This window comes from Amycolatopsis kentuckyensis (assembly GCF_041679295.1).
Classification (GTDB): Bacteria; Actinomycetota; Actinomycetes; order Mycobacteriales; family Pseudonocardiaceae; genus Amycolatopsis; species Amycolatopsis kentuckyensis_A.
The window spans coordinates 1-14,339 of record NZ_JBGDMD010000027.1; the positions used below are offsets into that span (position 1 = coordinate 1).

The 14,339-nt window shown below is 71.2% G+C and carries 15 protein-coding genes and 1 rRNA gene; 6 read left to right on the forward strand and 10 right to left on the reverse strand.

Annotation, left to right across the window (positions count from 1 at the left end; all coding sequences use genetic code 11):
• The first annotated feature begins 24 nt into the window (after nucleotides 1-24).
• A 5S ribosomal RNA gene (gene rrf / locus ACERZO_RS49660) occupies nucleotides 25-141 on the forward strand.
• Nucleotides 142-544: 403 nt separating this feature from the next.
• Here rrf and ACERZO_RS49665 read toward each other — a convergent pair.
• Both ACERZO_RS49665 and ACERZO_RS49670 read right to left on the reverse strand, forming a co-directional pair.
• Nucleotides 545-1,756 (reverse strand): L,D-transpeptidase, encoded by a 1,212-nt coding sequence (locus ACERZO_RS49665; protein ID WP_372673044.1) that lies wholly within the window; start codon nucleotides 1,754-1,756, stop codon nucleotides 545-547.
• 103 nt (nucleotides 1,757-1,859) lie between these two features.
• Nucleotides 1,860-2,729, reverse strand: coding sequence for a patatin-like phospholipase family protein (locus ACERZO_RS49670; protein WP_372673045.1), 870 nt, complete (start codon nucleotides 2,727-2,729; stop codon nucleotides 1,860-1,862).
• Nucleotides 2,730-2,799: 70 nt separating this feature from the next.
• Here ACERZO_RS49670 and ACERZO_RS49675 point away from each other — a divergent pair, with 70 nt between their 5' ends.
• From ACERZO_RS49675 to ACERZO_RS49685, 3 genes are all read left to right on the forward strand, one after another.
• Nucleotides 2,800-3,741, forward strand: coding sequence for a LysR substrate-binding domain-containing protein (locus ACERZO_RS49675; RefSeq protein ID WP_372673046.1), 942 nt, complete (start codon nucleotides 2,800-2,802; stop codon nucleotides 3,739-3,741).
• A 99-nt stretch (nucleotides 3,742-3,840) separates the two neighbouring features.
• Nucleotides 3,841-4,404 (forward strand): papain-like cysteine protease family protein, encoded by a 564-nt coding sequence (locus tag ACERZO_RS49680; RefSeq protein ID WP_372673047.1) that lies wholly within the window; start codon nucleotides 3,841-3,843, stop codon nucleotides 4,402-4,404.
• A gap of 1 nt (nucleotide 4,405) precedes the next feature.
• On the forward strand, nucleotides 4,406-5,152 hold the full coding sequence (locus ACERZO_RS49685) for a hypothetical protein (protein WP_372673048.1): 747 nt from the start codon (nucleotides 4,406-4,408) through the stop codon (nucleotides 5,150-5,152).
• Nucleotides 5,153-5,212: 60 nt separating this feature from the next.
• On the opposite strand, the gene ACERZO_RS49690 is transcribed toward ACERZO_RS49685, so the two are convergent.
• The 4 genes from ACERZO_RS49690 to ACERZO_RS49705 are packed head-to-tail and all read right to left on the reverse strand — an operon-like array spanning nucleotide 5,213 to nucleotide 8,417.
• Nucleotides 5,213-5,866 carry a DedA family protein gene (locus ACERZO_RS49690; protein WP_372673049.1) on the reverse strand — a complete coding sequence of 218 codons (654 nt, stop codon included), beginning with the start codon at nucleotides 5,864-5,866 and terminating at the stop codon, nucleotides 5,213-5,215.
• Nucleotides 5,867-5,911: 45 nt separating this feature from the next.
• On the reverse strand, nucleotides 5,912-6,913 hold the full coding sequence (gene lipA / locus ACERZO_RS49695; protein WP_372673050.1) for a lipoyl synthase: 1,002 nt from the start codon (nucleotides 6,911-6,913) through the stop codon (nucleotides 5,912-5,914).
• 25 nt (nucleotides 6,914-6,938) lie between these two features.
• Nucleotides 6,939-7,877 (reverse strand): oxidoreductase, encoded by a 939-nt coding sequence (locus ACERZO_RS49700; protein WP_372673051.1) that lies wholly within the window; start codon nucleotides 7,875-7,877, stop codon nucleotides 6,939-6,941.
• A gap of 18 nt (nucleotides 7,878-7,895) precedes the next feature.
• A complete protein-coding gene (locus ACERZO_RS49705; protein ID WP_372673052.1) occupies nucleotides 7,896-8,417 on the reverse strand; it encodes a hypothetical protein in 522 nt (173 codons plus the stop codon).
• 131 nt (nucleotides 8,418-8,548) lie between these two features.
• Here ACERZO_RS49705 and ACERZO_RS49710 point away from each other — a divergent pair, with 131 nt between their 5' ends.
• Both ACERZO_RS49710 and ACERZO_RS49715 read left to right on the forward strand, forming a co-directional pair.
• A complete protein-coding gene (locus ACERZO_RS49710; protein ID WP_155541882.1) occupies nucleotides 8,549-9,160 on the forward strand; it encodes a TetR/AcrR family transcriptional regulator in 612 nt (203 codons plus the stop codon).
• A 5-nt stretch (nucleotides 9,161-9,165) separates the two neighbouring features.
• Entirely contained in the window at nucleotides 9,166-10,101 is a 936-nt protein-coding gene (locus tag ACERZO_RS49715; RefSeq protein WP_372673053.1) for an LLM class F420-dependent oxidoreductase, read from the forward strand.
• Nucleotides 10,102-10,195: 94 nt separating this feature from the next.
• On the opposite strand, the gene lipB is transcribed toward ACERZO_RS49715, so the two are convergent.
• The 4 genes from lipB to sucB form a co-directional block, all read right to left on the reverse strand.
• Nucleotides 10,196-10,939 (reverse strand): lipoyl(octanoyl) transferase LipB, encoded by a 744-nt coding sequence (lipB, locus tag ACERZO_RS49720; RefSeq protein WP_372673054.1) that lies wholly within the window; start codon nucleotides 10,937-10,939, stop codon nucleotides 10,196-10,198.
• Nucleotides 10,936-11,559, reverse strand: a complete 624-nt coding sequence (locus ACERZO_RS49725; RefSeq protein ID WP_372673055.1) for a phosphatase PAP2 family protein — start codon at nucleotides 11,557-11,559, stop codon at nucleotides 10,936-10,938. Before ACERZO_RS49725 ends, lipB begins: the two co-directional genes overlap by 4 nt.
• Nucleotides 11,556-12,428 carry a TIGR01777 family oxidoreductase gene (locus ACERZO_RS49730; protein ID WP_372673075.1) on the reverse strand — a complete coding sequence of 291 codons (873 nt, stop codon included), beginning with the start codon at nucleotides 12,426-12,428 and terminating at the stop codon, nucleotides 11,556-11,558. The genes ACERZO_RS49725 and ACERZO_RS49730 overlap by 4 nt, the downstream gene beginning before the upstream one ends.
• A gap of 94 nt (nucleotides 12,429-12,522) precedes the next feature.
• Complete coding sequence (gene sucB / locus ACERZO_RS49735; protein ID WP_372673056.1) at nucleotides 12,523-14,298, reverse strand: 2-oxoglutarate dehydrogenase, E2 component, dihydrolipoamide succinyltransferase; 1,776 nt, start codon at nucleotides 14,296-14,298, stop codon at nucleotides 12,523-12,525.
• Between the last annotated feature and the right edge of the window lie 41 nt (nucleotides 14,299-14,339).

Below are 14,339 nucleotides of genomic sequence, written 5' to 3' on the forward strand. Positions count from 1 at the left end.
GCCAGGCGTGTTGTTTCGGAGTGTTTCGGTGGTTTTAGCGTTAGGGAAACGCCCGGTCCCATTCCGAACCCGGAAGCTAAGCCTGACAGCGCCGATGGTACTGCAACCGAAGGGTTGTGGGAGAGTAGGACACCGCCGAACTTAATGTGGGAAGGGCCTGGGCCCGGTTGAGACGTGAGTCTCCCGGCCCAGGCCCTTTTTCATGCCCGCATAACCCGCCGGCCGGTTGGAGGCATCGCGGCGCGAACGGACCGTTCGCGCCCAGCGAGCCGAGGAGAACCGGTCGCGCGAAGGTTGCGGGCTCTCCGGCCGGCAAGAGAACCGGTCTCCCGAAGGGCCTCTGGCTCGCCGGTGGAGCGCGAACGAGCGCCGAGGTGCCACCAAGTGCGCTATGTGCAGGCCGCCATCGCGTTGATCCCACCCCAGTTGCGGGGCGAGCGGACCGGTTCGCAGCCGCCCTGCCCCGGGCACGAAAAAGGGCCGGAGCTCCACCGAGCCCCGGCCCTTCCGGCCGACCAACAACCCAACCGAACCGACCAGCCGGCTACTTCAGCGCCGACCCGGCCTGCCAATCGGCCCAAGACTTCGACCAGTCACCGTAGAGATCCCAAACCGGCAGCTGCGGCCCACCCGAGTTGGTCACCTCCACGACGTCCCCCAACCCCATGTTCTGGAAGAACCACTGGGCGTTCGCCCCGTTGAGGTTGATGCAGCCGTGGGACACGTTCGAACTTCCCTGCTGCCCCACGCTGTTCGGGTTCTCGTGGACGAACTCGCCGTCGTTGGAAATCCGCTCCGACCACTTCTCGTTGGACCGGTACGCCTTCGGGTCCGGCGGGCAGACCCCGTACGTGCACGAGTCCATCGTGTAGTTGGCCTGCTTGTCCGAAATGACGTGCGCGCCCAAATGGGTGGGCGTGGCGTCCTTGCCCATCGAGATCGGCATCGACTTCACCATCGCGCCGTTGTGGAAGATCTGCATCTGCTCGGTGTTCCCGTCCGCCTTCGCGATCCAGGAATCGTGGACCTTGTACGTCTCCGTGCGGTCCTCCGCGCCGAACACCCCGCCGCCGAAGTCGACGCCGTAGATCTTCGCCGTCACCTTCAGCGTCGTGCCGGCCTTCCAGTACTCCTTCGGCCGGTAGTGGACGTTCGAGTCGTCGATCCAGTACCAGCTGCCCTCCTGCTTCGGCGTCGACTCCACCGTCAGGGCCTTCTCCACCGCCGCCTTGTTCTTGACGGCGATCTTGCCGAAGCTGAACACGATCGGCTGCCCGACGCCCACACCCGTGCTCGCCACCGCGGACGGCGCCGGGATCAGGTTCGCGTTCGCCTGCTTCTTCGGCGAGAGCGTGGTGATCTGGTTGTCCTGCTCGACCGCCTTGCCGTCGGCGCCCTGGGCGTGCGCGACGATCTTGTACGTCGCGCCGTAGCCGAGGGGCTCGGTCGACGTCCAGCTGGCCCCGTCGTCGGCGAGCTTGCCGGCGACCTTGGTCCCCTTCGCGGTGTTGGTCACCGTGACGTCGAGGAGCTTCCCGTTGGCCGCCTTGACGACGACGGGCGTCGCCGGGCTCACCCCCGTGCCGCCCGCGGGTTCGAACGACACCGCGACCGGCGTCGAGGACGCCGACGCGGAACCGGACGCGGGCGTCCCGCCGGCGGGCGAACCGCCGTCGTCATCGGACGAACAGGCAGAAAGCAGCAGTGCTCCGGCGAGGATTCCGGCCACCGAAAGTAAAATCTTCTTGGGGAGCATATTGTCTCTTTTTGGGAATTGGGTCGGCGGGCATTCGTCATTCAAAACTACGCGATAGCGATGACGTTCTTCCCGGCGGATCGGTGCATCGGCGTGACGCGGATCACGCGACGACGAGGCCCGGCGCCCCGTAGAGTCCCGGCCCGCTCACCGAGATCCCGTCGAGGAACTCCCGCGCGGCCGAGTACGCCTCTTCCGCCAGTGCTTCGGTGTGCCCGAAATCGAGCGGGTTCACACGTACCGGAGCCGGCCCCGGCAGGTACACCACCGGCACCGAAGCCGCCGCGACCGGCGCTTCCAGCACGGCCTGGTTCCGCATGCTGATCATCGCGGTGAACATCATCACCTCGGCGAACGTCCGCGGCGCTTCGGGGAGCTTCCCGGGAAACGCGCAGTCGAGCACCACCAGCGACTTCGCGCCCATCGCAAGCGCTTGGCGCATCGGCACGTTCGCGACGAGCCCGCCGTCGTAGAGCAACCGCCCCTCGTGCTCCACCGGCGGGAAGATCCCCGGGATCGCGCAACTGGCCAGCAGCGGCTCGAGCAGCCGCCCGGACCGGATCAGCAGCGGCTCGGCCGTGTCGACCTGCGTCGTGACGACGCCGAGCGGCAGCGCCAGGTCCTCGAAGCGGGTCTCGGCGCCGAGGTGGTCGGCGATGATCCCCGTCAGGCCGCTGTTGGGGAACAGGTGCGTCTTGCTCTGCGTCAGGGTCCGGACGCGGCTCAGCACGCCGCCGGGGAACGCCTCGGCCCGCGTCATGTGGGCCCAGATGCCGTGCAGGCGCGCCAAAGCGTCGTCGCCGGGCAGGGCCAGCACCGCCGCGTTGAGCGAGCCGACCGACGTGCCCGCCACCAGGTCCGGCGCGACGCCGGTTTCACCCAGAGCGCGCAGCATGCCGACCTGCATGGCGCCGAGGCTGCCGCCCCCGCCGAGGACGTACCCGACCGGCCGGGGAAGATCCGCGAGACTCATACCGCCGAATGTAGTAAGCCCGACTTTCGCAGGTCGTGCCGGGCGTGAGGACGGCGTTAGCCTGCTGGACGTGGCCGAGCTGGAGCTGCGCCATCTCAGGGCCGTCCGCGCCGTCGCGGACGGCGGCAGCGTGAGCCGTGCCGCGACCGTCCTCGGCGTCAGCCAGCCCGCGCTCACCGCGCAGCTCAAGCGGATCGAGCGGATCCTCGGCGGCGACCTGTTCGTCCGCGGCCCCAGCGGTGTCCGCCCGACCGAGCTCGGCCGGTTCGTGCTCGCCCGCGCCGACGCGCTGCTGTCCGACATGCAGGCGCTCGTCGCGTCCGCGCGGCGCCACGGCGAAAGCGGGCCGGGGACGCTGCGGATCGGGTACGTGCCGCTGCTCATCATCGGCCGGTTCATCGAGGAGCTGGGGGAGCGGGAGCTCGACGTCCAGACCTACGCCGAACCGGCGTCGCTGATGCTGCTGAAACTGCTCTCCACCGGCCGCGTCGACGTCGCCCTGCTCGAGAGGTTCGACGGCACCGAGGCGCACCACTTCGCGGGCCTGACCGTCCGGACGCTCGCCACCGAGCCGATCTTCGTCGGGATCGCCGACGGGCACCCGGCGATCCGCGACGGCGTCGTCGACCTCGCCGACCTGGCCGGCTGCGACTGGATCCTCCCGCCACCGCACGAAAACTGCGTGCGGGTGCGGTTCCTGCAGGCGTGCGCGGCGGCCGGGTTCAGCCCGCGCGTGCGGCACTTCACGTCGGAGGCGGGCACCGCGGGGACGCTCATCGCCCAGGGCGCGGTCTGCCTCGCGCAGGCGGCGTCGGCGCCCCCGCCCGGGCTGGTCGCGCTGCCCCTGCGCGGTGACCCGCTGTGGACGACGCTGCTGTTCGCGACGCGCGAGGACGACGCCCGCACGCCGACCACCGACGAGGTGTTCCGGTGCGCGGAAACCGCGTATACCGCGTCGCGGCAACGGAATCCGCACTTCGCGCGCTGGTGCGGGCTCGCGTCCGCTCGATAGGCGGCATAACGCCGGTGTTATCCCCGCTGGGATTACTGCCCGGCGCGGCAACGGGAGAAGCTCACGAAGTCCCCACCTGTTGCCGACAAGGAGCAACGAATGCACTTCAGACGAGCAATGGCGCTCGGCGCGCTGTGCGTGGCCCTCACCGGCCTGCTCTCCCCGCCCGCGAGCGCGACGACCGAAGCGACGACGTTGTCGATCAGCCAGCTGGTCCAGGAACAGAACCAGTGGTGCTGGGCCGCGAGCGGCCTGACCATCGCGCGGTTCCTCGGCTACGGCACGAGCACCAGCCAGAACACCTTCTGCGACTACTCGCGCGGCTACCCGGCCGGCTCGCAGTGCCCCAACCAGCCCGGCGAACTGACCTACGTCCAGCGCGGCTACCAAGCGCTCGGCCTGCGGCCCGGCACGGTGACCGGTGCGCTCAGCCTGGCGTCGGTGCAGACCGAGATCGGTGCGCGCCGCCCGATCGAGACGGGCATCTACTGGACCGCCGGCGGCGGGCACGCCCAGGTCATCTACGGCTACGACGCGAGCGGGCTCGTCTACTACGGCGACCCGTGGCCGAGCAGTCAGCGCTACAGCGCGATGGCGCACTCGAGCTACGTCCGCAACAGCCAGTTCCAGTGGGCGCAGTCCCTCTACCGGATCGGGGCGTGAGATGAACCTCTTCCGTGGATTCGGGGTGCTGCTCGCGGGCGCCGCGCTGGCGATCGGTTTCGGTGGCACGGCTTCGGCTTCGGGTTCGGCAGCCGACGACGTCGTCGCGGCGGTCCGGGCGGCGCAGCCCCAGCTTTCGGCGTTCTACGGCCAGCTCGACCGGCGGGCGGGCGTGGCGCGGGCCGCCGCGGCGCCCGAGGTGACGGGCGAGCCGGTGCGCGTGAACTCGCTCGACCCGGCGTTCGTCGCGGGGACACCGGGAACGGCGCCGGCGACGTTCGCGTACTACGCGGTGCGCACCTCGGCGGCGACGGGTCGTCAGGCGACGGTGTGGGTGGAGCGCGCGGGGGACGGCTGGGCCGCGACCAACTTCACGACGGGCACCGAGGAGCTGACGTACCCGGCGCAGGCCGGCGGCGACCTGGTGTTCACGGAGCCGCAGGTCAACGCGTGGTACCGGGTGCGCGACGGCCGCGTGCTGGCGTTGAACGACCCGGCCCGGCAGCGGGTCGGCGACGGCGTGACGGTGGCGGCGTACCAGCAGCTGGTGCACCGGTTGTACGGCGACAAGCTGCCCGGCTCGGCTTACCGGGCGCAGGGGAAGCTCGGCGGGTACGACTTGGCGGCGGCGCCGGTTCCGGCTTCGGTTCCGGGCCCTGGTTCCTGGCCGTTCGTCGCCGGCGGGGCGCTGCTGGCGCTCGGCTTGGTCGGCTGGGCCACCGGTAAGGCGGCGCGCGCCCGCCGTTGACGCCGGGAGGGTGCGGCTCGGGTTCGCTCGGGCCGCACCCTCAGGGGCCGGGCTTCCGGCTCAGGGCACCTTTTCCGGTTCGGACTCGGGTTCCGCGGCCGCCAGGGCCTTGCGCTTCTTCATGCGCAGCAAGAAGAACACCGCCACCGCCGCGAGCGCGCCCACCACGATCAGCCCGCCCGTGTTCAGCGCGCCCTCGATTCGCTTCGCCGCCTCACCCAACGCCGCGCCGATGCTGATGTGGACCAGGGACCAGCAGAACGCTCCCGCCGCCGCGGCCGGCAGGAACTTGCGGAACGGCAGCCCCGAGGTCCCCGCCGCCGCCGGGGTCAGGGTGCGGATCACCGGCAGGAACCGCGCGAAGAACACCGCCCACGCGCCACGGCGTTCCAGCACCGACGTCGCCTTGTCCCACGCCTCCAGGCCGTACTTGCGGATCAGCTTCGTCTCGCGCAGCCGCGGCCCGAAGCGGCGGCCGATCGCGTAGCCGAGCGCGTCGCCCGCGGTCGCGCACAGCGTGACCACCAGCCACAGCACCACGAACCGGGACGGCGTGTTCGCCGTCGTCGCGGCGATGAGCAGGCCCGATTCGCCCGGGGCCAGGAAGCCCAGCCCGATCGTGCACTCGGCGAACACCAGGCCGCCGGTCGCCGCGACGAGGCCCGGTTCCGGGAGTCCTTGCAACCAGCTGAGGAGGTCCGAAACCAGGGCCATGCCGCCCACTTTACCGATCCTTTAAGGACCGTGGGGTGACGTGCGTCACCGTGCCAGCAGCGACGCCGCTTCCTGGGCGGCCGGCCCTTCGGTGGCCAGGTGGGCCAGGTTTTCCGGCAGGACTTCGCCGCGGTGCGCCTTCGTCTGCGCGTAAAGCCGTCCCGCGCGGTACGACGACCGCACCAGCGGACCCGCCATCACCCCCGCGAAACCCATCGCCTCCGCAGCCTGGGAGTGCTCGACGAACTCCTCCGGCTTCACCCACCGGTCCACCGGGTGATGCCGCGGCGACGGACGCAGGTACTGCGTGATCGTCAGGATCTCGCACCCCGCGTCGACCAGATCCTGCATCGCCGGAGCCACCTCGTCCGGGGTCTCACCCATGCCCAGGATCAGGTTCGACTTCGTCACCAGCCCGGCCTCACGCGCCTTCGTGATGACCTCCAGCGACCGCGCATACCGGAATCCGGGGCGAATGCGCTTGAAGATCCGCGGCACCGTCTCCACGTTGTGCGCCAAGACCTCCGGCCGCGACCCGAACACCTCAGCCAACTGCTCAGGATCCGCGTTGAAGTCCGGAATCAACAACTCGACACCCGTACCCGGGTTCAGAGCGTGGATCTGACGGACGGTCTCGGCATACAGCCAGGCGCCGCCGTCCTCAAGGTCATCCCGCGCAACACCCGTGACCGTCGAATACCGCAACCCCATGGCCTGCACCGACTCCGCGACCTTCCGCGGTTCCGTGCGGTCCAGCTCGGCGGGCTTACCGGTGTCGATCTGGCAGAAGTCACACCGACGCGTGCACTGATCCCCGCCAATGAGGAACGTGGCCTCACGGTCTTCCCAGCACTCGTAGATATTGGGACAACCGGCCTCTTCACACACCGTGTGCAAACCCTCGCGACGCACAAGACCCTTGAGTTCGGTGAACTCCGGCCCCATCCGCACCCGCGTCTTGATCCACGACGGCTTCTTCTCGATCGGCGTCTCACTGTTGCGGACTTCCAGACGCAGCAGCTTCCGGCCTTCAGGCGCAGCACTCACGCCCTCAACCGTACGCCCGTCCGGGCTACGCGGGGTCGGGGGTGACGCCCGTCAGCTTGGCCGTCAAATCCCACAACGCCGACCCCAGCGACTCGCTGCGCGCGGCGGCCACCGTCGGCACGCGAGCCGGGTATCCGCGCAGGTTGCCGAGGCCGCGGGGGCCGAAGTAGCCGCCGCCTTCGACGCCGTCGGCCGTCGCCGCGTACAGCTGCGGGAGGGCGCCGACGCGGGTGTTCTGGGCGAACAGCACCTCGCCGGCGCGGTGGCCGCCGGCCAGGACCGCGCGGACCACCGGGTTCGAGTACGAGCGCGCCATGCCGCTGCCGAGGCCGGTCGCGGTGTACCCCGGGTGGGCGGCGACGCTGAGCACGTTGGAGCCCGCCGCGCGCAGGCGCCGGTCCAGCTCGAGGGCGAACACCTGGCAGGCGAGCTTCGACTGTCCGTACGCGGCGGCCGCGTTGTAGCGGCGGTGGTCGCCGTTCGGGTCGTCGAGGTGGATGCGGGCGCCGACGGCGGCCAGGCTCGACAGCGTGACGACCCGGCCGCGCAGGGCGGGCATCAGCAGCCACGTCAGCGCCGCGTGGCCGAGGTAGTTGGTGCCGAACTGCAAGTCGAAACCGTCGGCGGTGCGGCCGCGGGCGGTCGCCATCACGCCGGCGTTGTTGACCAGGACGTCCAGCGCGTCGCCGGTTCGCTCCCGGGCCGTCGCGGCGGCCGCGCGCACCGAGGCGAGCTCGCTCAGGTCCAGTGGGATGAGCTCGGGCTCGGCGCCCGCGGCGGCCGTCTTGACGATGTCCAGTGCCTTCGCCCCGCGTTCGGCGGAGCGGCAGGCGAGGAGCACGCGAGCCCCCTTGCTCGCGAGCACCTCGGCGGTGCGCAGCCCGAGCCCCGAGTTCGCCCCGGTGACCAGTGCGGTCCGGCCGGTCTGGTCGGGGATGTCGGCGTCGGTCCAGCGCTCCGTCATGCGCTTACTTAACCCTGTTCACGCACTCGGCGCGAGCAGGCGCCGCAGGTGTCCCATCATCGGGGTGCGGCGGCGGGTTTCCTCGCGGCTCGTGCGCAGCAGCGCTTCGAGCGCGTAACCCACCTTGGTGATCTCTTCGCCCGGCTCGCGCGGATCGGCCAGCCCGGCCGTGACAGCGAGCATCCGCAGCTCGCCCTCGTGCATCCGGCGCAGCGACGCGTGCCGCTCGTAAGCCCCGTCGAGCACCGCGCGCAGCGTCTCGTGCTCTTCGGCGGCGGAGCGCCACGCCCGCGTGACGGCGTCGACGTGGTCGCCGAGACCGTCGGCGTCGTCCGGGTCGGTGACCTCGGCGCGCAGGCGGCCGCTCAGCGTCCGCGTCCACTGGTACTGCAGCGCCAGCAGGACGTTCTCCTCGGTGCCGAAGTGCTCTTCGGCGCCGGGGACCTCCTCCAGCGGCAGCGGTTCGGCCGGGTTGCGGCCCGCCAGGCGGACGGTGGCTTCGAGGATTTCCTGACGTCGGTAGAAGTCGGTCCAGCTCATCGTGTGGCTCCCCTTCCGTGGCCCGGGTCATACCGCGGGTCTGCGGCATACTCCCGGTACGGACCTGACGACGCGAACATACCATGAGTACGGAGAGATCCTCCGGGCGTAAGGTTGTGAAGGTGGCGACAATGAGGTCCAGACGACTCGACTACTCCGAGTCGACGCGGTCGGCGCTGGTCGACAGCGCGGTCGAACTGTTCACCAAGCGCGGGTACGCGGGTACCTCGCTGGACGAGATCGCCAAACGCGCCCGCGTCACCAAAGGCGCGCTGTACCACCACTTCAGCGGTAAGCAGGCGCTCTTCGAAGCCGCGTTCGACCAGGTCGAGAGCCTCGTCTACGACCGGCTCGACAAGATCATGACCGGCGAAGGCTCGCCGTGGGAGCGGGCCCTCGGCGGGCTCAACGCGTTCATCCGGGCCTGCCTCGACCCCGCCTACCAGCGGATCGCCATCCACGAGGCACCGGTCGTCATGGGCTGGGAACGCTGGCGCGAAGCCGAGGAGCGGTGCAGCTTCGGGCTGGTCCGCTCCGGGCTGCAGTCGCTGATCGACGCGGGCGAGGTCGAGCCCGTGCCGGTCGAGGTGACCGCGCGGCTGCTGTTCGGCGCGCTGTCGAGCGCGGCGACCGAAATCGCCAGTTCGCCCGACCCGAAGAAGGTCGGCGCCGAGATCGAGGACGTCATCGTCCGCATGCTGGTACGGCTGCGGCGCACGGAGCCCGACGTCTCTATAGGCTGACTTTCGTGGACTTGAGGATCTTCACCGAGCCCCAGCAAGGGGCCAGCTACGACGACCTGCTGCGCGTCGCCAAGGCGACCGAAGCCGCCGGCTACGACGCCTTCTTCCGCAGCGACCACTACCTGAAGATGGGCGCGGCCGACGGCCTGCCCGGCCCGACCGACGCGTGGATCACCCTCGCCGGGCTGGCCCGCGAGACCAGCCGGATCCGGCTCGGCACGCTCGTCACCGCGGCGACGTTCCGGCACCCGGGCCCGCTGGCCATCTCGGTCGCGCAGGTCGACCAGATGTCCGGTGGCCGCGTCGAGTTCGGCCTCGGCTCCGGCTGGTACGACGCCGAGCACGAGGCGTACGGCCTCACGCTGCCGCCGCTCAAGGAGCGCTTCGACCGCTACGCGGAGCAGCTGGAGATCGTCACCGGGCTGTGGAAGACGCCGGCCGGGTCGACGTTTTCCTTCGCCGGTCAGTACTACACGCTGAAGGACTCGCCGGGCCTGCCGAAGCCCGCTCAGTCGCCGGCCCCGCCGGTGATCGTCGGCGGCCAGGGCAAGAAGCGCACCCCGCAGCTCGCGGCCCGGTACGCGGACGAGTTCAACCTGCCGTTCGTCGGCACCGAGGCGGCGGCCGCGCAGTTCGCCCGCGTCGACGCGGCGGCCGAGGAGATCGGCCGCGACCCCAAGGAGATCCTGCGGTCGGTGGCGCTGACCATCGCCGTCGGCCGCTCCGAGGAGGAGGTCGCGCGGCGCGCGTCCGCCATCGGGCGCGACCTCACCGAACTGCGGGCGAACGGCCTGGCCGGGACGCCCGCCGAGGTCGTCGACCGGATCGGGCAGTGGCGGGAGCAGACCGGGATCACGCGGATCTACCTGCAGCTGCTGGACCTGTCGGACCTGGACCAGCTCGAGCTGGTCGCGGCCGAGGTCGCGCCGCAGCTGGACTGAGCAGCCCCCGTTTTCCACGCTAGCGGAACGGTCCGACAGGTCCGGACGCCCGAAGCCGGCCGGCCTCCTGTTGTCCACAGGAGGCCGGTCGCTTTCAGTTCTGCAGGGCGAAGGTGACGCCGGCGGCCTCGGGAGCCGCCGGACGCGGGAGCCAGCGGTCCTCGCTCACCGGGAGCTCGCCTTCGAGCGCCGCCAGGACCGCGTCGCGGGCCAGCGGCAGGACCGCCTCCACGCTCACGTCCCGCTGCAGCTCGTACGACAGCGACGTCACGCCCGCGTCGCGGATGCCGCACGGCACGATCGTGTCGAACGCCTTCAGGTCCGCGTTGCAGTTCAGCTCGAAGCCGTGCATCGTCACGCCGCGCTGGACGCGGATGCCGATCGCCGCGATCTTGCGCTCGATGCCGCGGTCGTCCGCCGGGATCCAGACGCCGCTGCGGCCTTCGACGCGGCCGCTGTGCACGCCCAGCTGATCGCACACGTGGATCAGCGCCTCCTCCAGCCGCCGCACGTAGTGGACGACGTCGATCGGGTCGCCGAGCTTCACGATCGGGTAGCCGACCAGCTGGCCCGGGCCGTGCCAGGTGATCTTGCCGCCGCGGTCGACGTCGATCACCGGCGTGCCGTCGGCCGGGCGGTCGGCCGGCTCGGTGCGCTTGCCCGCGGTGTACACCGACGGGTGCTGCAGCAGGAACATCGTGTCCGGCGCGGTGCCGTCGGCGCGCTCGGTGAGCCGGCTCCGCTGGAGCTTCCAGGCTTCGGTGTAGTCGATCGTGCCGAGCTCCCGGACGTCGACGGGTTCGGTGCTGGCGCGGCAGGAGGTGCGGGAAGAACTCACCCGTCGAGGCTACGCCCGTCACCCGGGGGAAGCAGCCGCAAGGCGCAGGCTGAGAGCAGCCCGACACCGGTCACCGCCAGCACTGCGCCGATCGTGTCCGACACCCAGTGCACGCCCAGCAGCACGCGGCAGGCGGCGCAGACCACGACCGCCACCGCGGAAATGAGCAGGACGCGCTTCACCAGCCGCGGCCACAGCCACGCGCACAGCAGCACCAGCACGAACCCGGTGCTCGCGACCGACGTCACGTGCCCGCTCGGGTAGCTCAGGTCGGGGTAGTCGCGCGGGCGTTCCCGCAGGAACAGCGGCTTGAACACGACACTGGTCAGCCGGCACAGCACCAGCACGACGGCGAGCCGCACGCACAACCCCGTGTGCTCGCGCCGCCGCAACCCGAGGGCGAGCAGCGCCGCGCCGAGGACGAAGGGGAGCACCGGGCCGAGGACGTCGCTGCCGATCTGCGCCGCCTTCCCCAGCGGTTGTGTGTAGACGCCGTGGAGGGCGTTCGCCACCTGGGAATCGAGCGTCAGCGGCTGCCGCGCGACGCCGAGGCCGAGCGCGACGAACGCCGCCGCCAGCGCGAGGCCGACGACGAGCCAGCGTTTGAGCGGGACGCTCATGCCGCGGCGAGCGCCCGGTCCAGCGTCGGGTGGCGGAACGCGTACCCGGACCGCTCCAGCACGGCCGGGACGGCCCGCTGCCCGAACAGCGCCATTTCCTCGCCGGCCTGGCCGAGCACGGCCTTGAGCGCGATGCCCGGCACCCACCACGGCGCCGGGCGGCCCACGGCGCGGCCGACCGCGCGGGTGAACTCGGCGTTCGTGACCGGGTCCGGGCCGGTCAGGTTGACCGGGCCGGCCACGTCGTTCGCCAGGACGTGGGCGATCGCGCCGACCTCGTCCTCGAGGGAGATCCACGGCATGTACTGGCGGCCGTCGCCGAGCCGCCCGCCCAAGCAGAGCCGGAAAAGCGGCCGCAGCGTGCCGTAGAGGCCGCCCTTCGCCGAGAGCACGAGCCCGGTCCGGAGGTGCACGACCCGCGCGTCGCCCGCCGGCGCCGTCGCGGCTTCCCAGGATTCGCAGAGTTCGGCGAGGAACCCGTGCCCGCGCGGGGCCGATTCGTCCACAGTGGACTCGTGGGTGTGGCCGTAGTAGCCGACGGCGGAAGCGTTGACGAGCACGCCGACCCCGTGTTCGGCGACGGCTTCGGCGAGCACCTCGGTCGGCTCGACCCGGCTGTCGGTGAGCTCCTGCTTGCGCATCGCGCTCCACCGCCCGGGGAACAGCGGCTTTCCGCCCAGGTTCACGACGGCGTCCACGCCTTCGAAAGCACCGTCGGCGATGGTCCCGGACGGCGGGTCCCAGCGGAATTCCCCGCCGCCACGCGCTTCCCGCCGCACCAGGCGGCGGACTTCGTGCCCGTCGGCCGGCAGGCGCTCGCCCAGCGCCGACCCGATCAAGCCGCTCGCTCCGGCGATGAGTACTCGCATGCCCCGATCGTTGCGCATCCGCTGCGCGGCCGCACTCCCGGACACGGCGAAGGCCGCCACGGAAGATCCGTGGCGGCCTTCGTCAGCGGGAACTTCAGAGGCCGAGTTCGCCCTCGAAGTTGCCCTCTTCCAGGCGCTGCTTGATCGTCGTCAGGAAGCGGCCCGCGTCGGCCCCGTCCACCAGGCGGTGGTCGTAGGTCAGCGGCAGGTACGCCATCGACCGGACGGCGATCGTGTCGTTGCCGTCGGCGTCCGCGATGACCACCGGGCGCTTGACGACCGCGCCGGTGCCGAGGATGCCCGACTGCGGCTGCACGATGATCGGCGTGTCGAACAGCGCGCCGACGCTGCCGATGTTCGTGATCGAGAACGTGCCGCCCGACAGCTCGTCCGGCTTGATCTGGCCCGACCGCGCGCGGCCCGCCAGGTCGGCGATCCGGTGCGCGAGACCGGCCAGGCTCAGCTCGCCCGCGTCGTGGATCACGACCGAGAGCAGCCCGCGCTCGGTGTCCACCGCGATGCCCAGGTGCACGGCGCCGTGGTAGGTGATCTCCTTCGTGTCCTCGTTGTAGGACGCGTTGACGTTCGGGTGCTGCTTGAGCGCCTCGACCGTGGCCTTCGCGAAGAACGGCAGGAACGTCAGGTTGACGCCCTCGCGCTCCTTGAAGGCCGCCTTCGCCCGCGAGCGCAGCTTGGCGATCTTCGTGACGTCGACCTCCTGGACCTGCGTGAGCTGCGCGGCGATCTGCAGCGACTCGCGGGTCTTGGTGGCCGTGATCTGGCGGATCCGGCTGGCCTTCTGGACCGTGCCGCGCAGCGCCGCGAGCTCCGCCGACACCGGGGCCGCGGGACGCGCGGCCGGCGCGGCCGGGGCGGCAGCGGCCGCCGGAGCAGCGGCGGGCGCCGGCGCGGCCGCCTTCTGCTTCTCCTCGGCCGCGGCCAGGACGTCCTGCTTGCGGATCCGGCCGCCGACGCCGCTGCCGGTCAGCGACGCGAGGTCGATGCCGTGCTCCGACGCGAGCTTGCGGACCAGCGGCGTGACGTACGGGCCGTCCGCCGAACCGTCCTTCGAAGCGGCGGCGGGCGCCGACTCGGTCGCCTTCGCCGCGGGCGCGGCCTGCGGCTCGGGCTTCGGTTCCGGCTTGGCCTCCTGAACCGGCTCCGGCTTGGGCTCGGGCTTCGGCTCCGGCTTGGGTTCCGGCTTCGGCTCGGGCTCGGGCTCCGGCTTCGCTTCGGCCTTCGGCGCCGCGTTCGCGTCGCCGATCACCGCCAGGACGCCGCCGACCTCGACGGTCTCGTCCTCACCCGCGCGGATCTCCAGCACCGTGCCGGCGACCGGCGACGGCACCTCGGTGTCGACCTTGTCGGTGGAGATCTCGAGCAGCGGCTCGTCGACCTCGACCGAGTCGCCGACCGCCTTCAGCCAGCGCGTGACGGTGCCCTCGGTGACGCTCTCGCCCAGCTCGGGCAGCTTCACCTCGGTGCCTTCGCCGCTCGCGGCCGGCGCGGTGTCCGGCTTGCTCGGCGCGCTGTCCTGCGCCTGCGGCTCGGGCTCGGACGACTGCTCCGGCTCCGGCTCGGACTCCTGCTTCTCCTCCTGCGCCGGGGCGGAGGACTCGGGCACGCCGCCGGACCCGTCGTCGATGACGGCGAGCTCGCCGCCGACCTCGACGGTCTCGTCCTCCTGGGCGCTGATCTTCACGACCGTGCCCGCCACCGGGGAGGGGACCTCGGTGTCGACCTTGTCGGTCGAGATCTCGAGCAACGGCTCGTCGACCTCGACGGTGTCGCCCTCCTGCTTAAGCCACCGGGTGACGGTGCCTTCGGTGACGCTCTCCCCGAGCTCCGGCAATGTGACGGAGTAGGCCATCGTTCGCTGACTCCTCTTCCAAGTTCTGCGTGGTCTGGATT

What these genes read in the sequence shown, in the direction of transcription:
- ACERZO_RS49705 (WP_372673052.1), bottom strand. Translation starts at nt 8,417, where the DNA reads ATGAGCTGGACCGACTTCTACCGACGTCAGGAAATCCTCGAAGCCACC.
- ACERZO_RS49680 (WP_372673047.1), top strand. Translation starts at nt 3,841, where the DNA reads ATGCACTTCAGACGAGCAATGGCGCTCGGCGCGCTGTGCGTGGCCCTC.
- ACERZO_RS49670 (WP_372673045.1), bottom strand. Translation starts at nt 2,729, where the DNA reads ATGAGTCTCGCGGATCTTCCCCGGCCGGTCGGGTACGTCCTCGGCGGG.
- ACERZO_RS49710 (WP_155541882.1), top strand. Translation starts at nt 8,549, where the DNA reads ATGAGGTCCAGACGACTCGACTACTCCGAGTCGACGCGGTCGGCGCTG.
- ACERZO_RS49730 (WP_372673075.1), bottom strand. Translation starts at nt 12,428, where the DNA reads ATGCGAGTACTCATCGCCGGAGCGAGCGGCTTGATCGGGTCGGCGCTG.
- ACERZO_RS49700 (WP_372673051.1), bottom strand. Translation starts at nt 7,877, where the DNA reads ATGACGGAGCGCTGGACCGACGCCGACATCCCCGACCAGACCGGCCGG.
- ACERZO_RS49685 (WP_372673048.1), top strand. Translation starts at nt 4,406, where the DNA reads ATGAACCTCTTCCGTGGATTCGGGGTGCTGCTCGCGGGCGCCGCGCTG.
- ACERZO_RS49690 (WP_372673049.1), bottom strand. Translation starts at nt 5,866, where the DNA reads ATGGCCCTGGTTTCGGACCTCCTCAGCTGGTTGCAAGGACTCCCGGAA.
- ACERZO_RS49665 (WP_372673044.1), bottom strand. Translation starts at nt 1,756, where the DNA reads ATGCTCCCCAAGAAGATTTTACTTTCGGTGGCCGGAATCCTCGCCGGA.
- ACERZO_RS49725 (WP_372673055.1), bottom strand. Translation starts at nt 11,559, where the DNA reads ATGAGCGTCCCGCTCAAACGCTGGCTCGTCGTCGGCCTCGCGCTGGCG.
- sucB (WP_372673056.1), bottom strand. Translation starts at nt 14,298, where the DNA reads ATGGCCTACTCCGTCACATTGCCGGAGCTCGGGGAGAGCGTCACCGAA.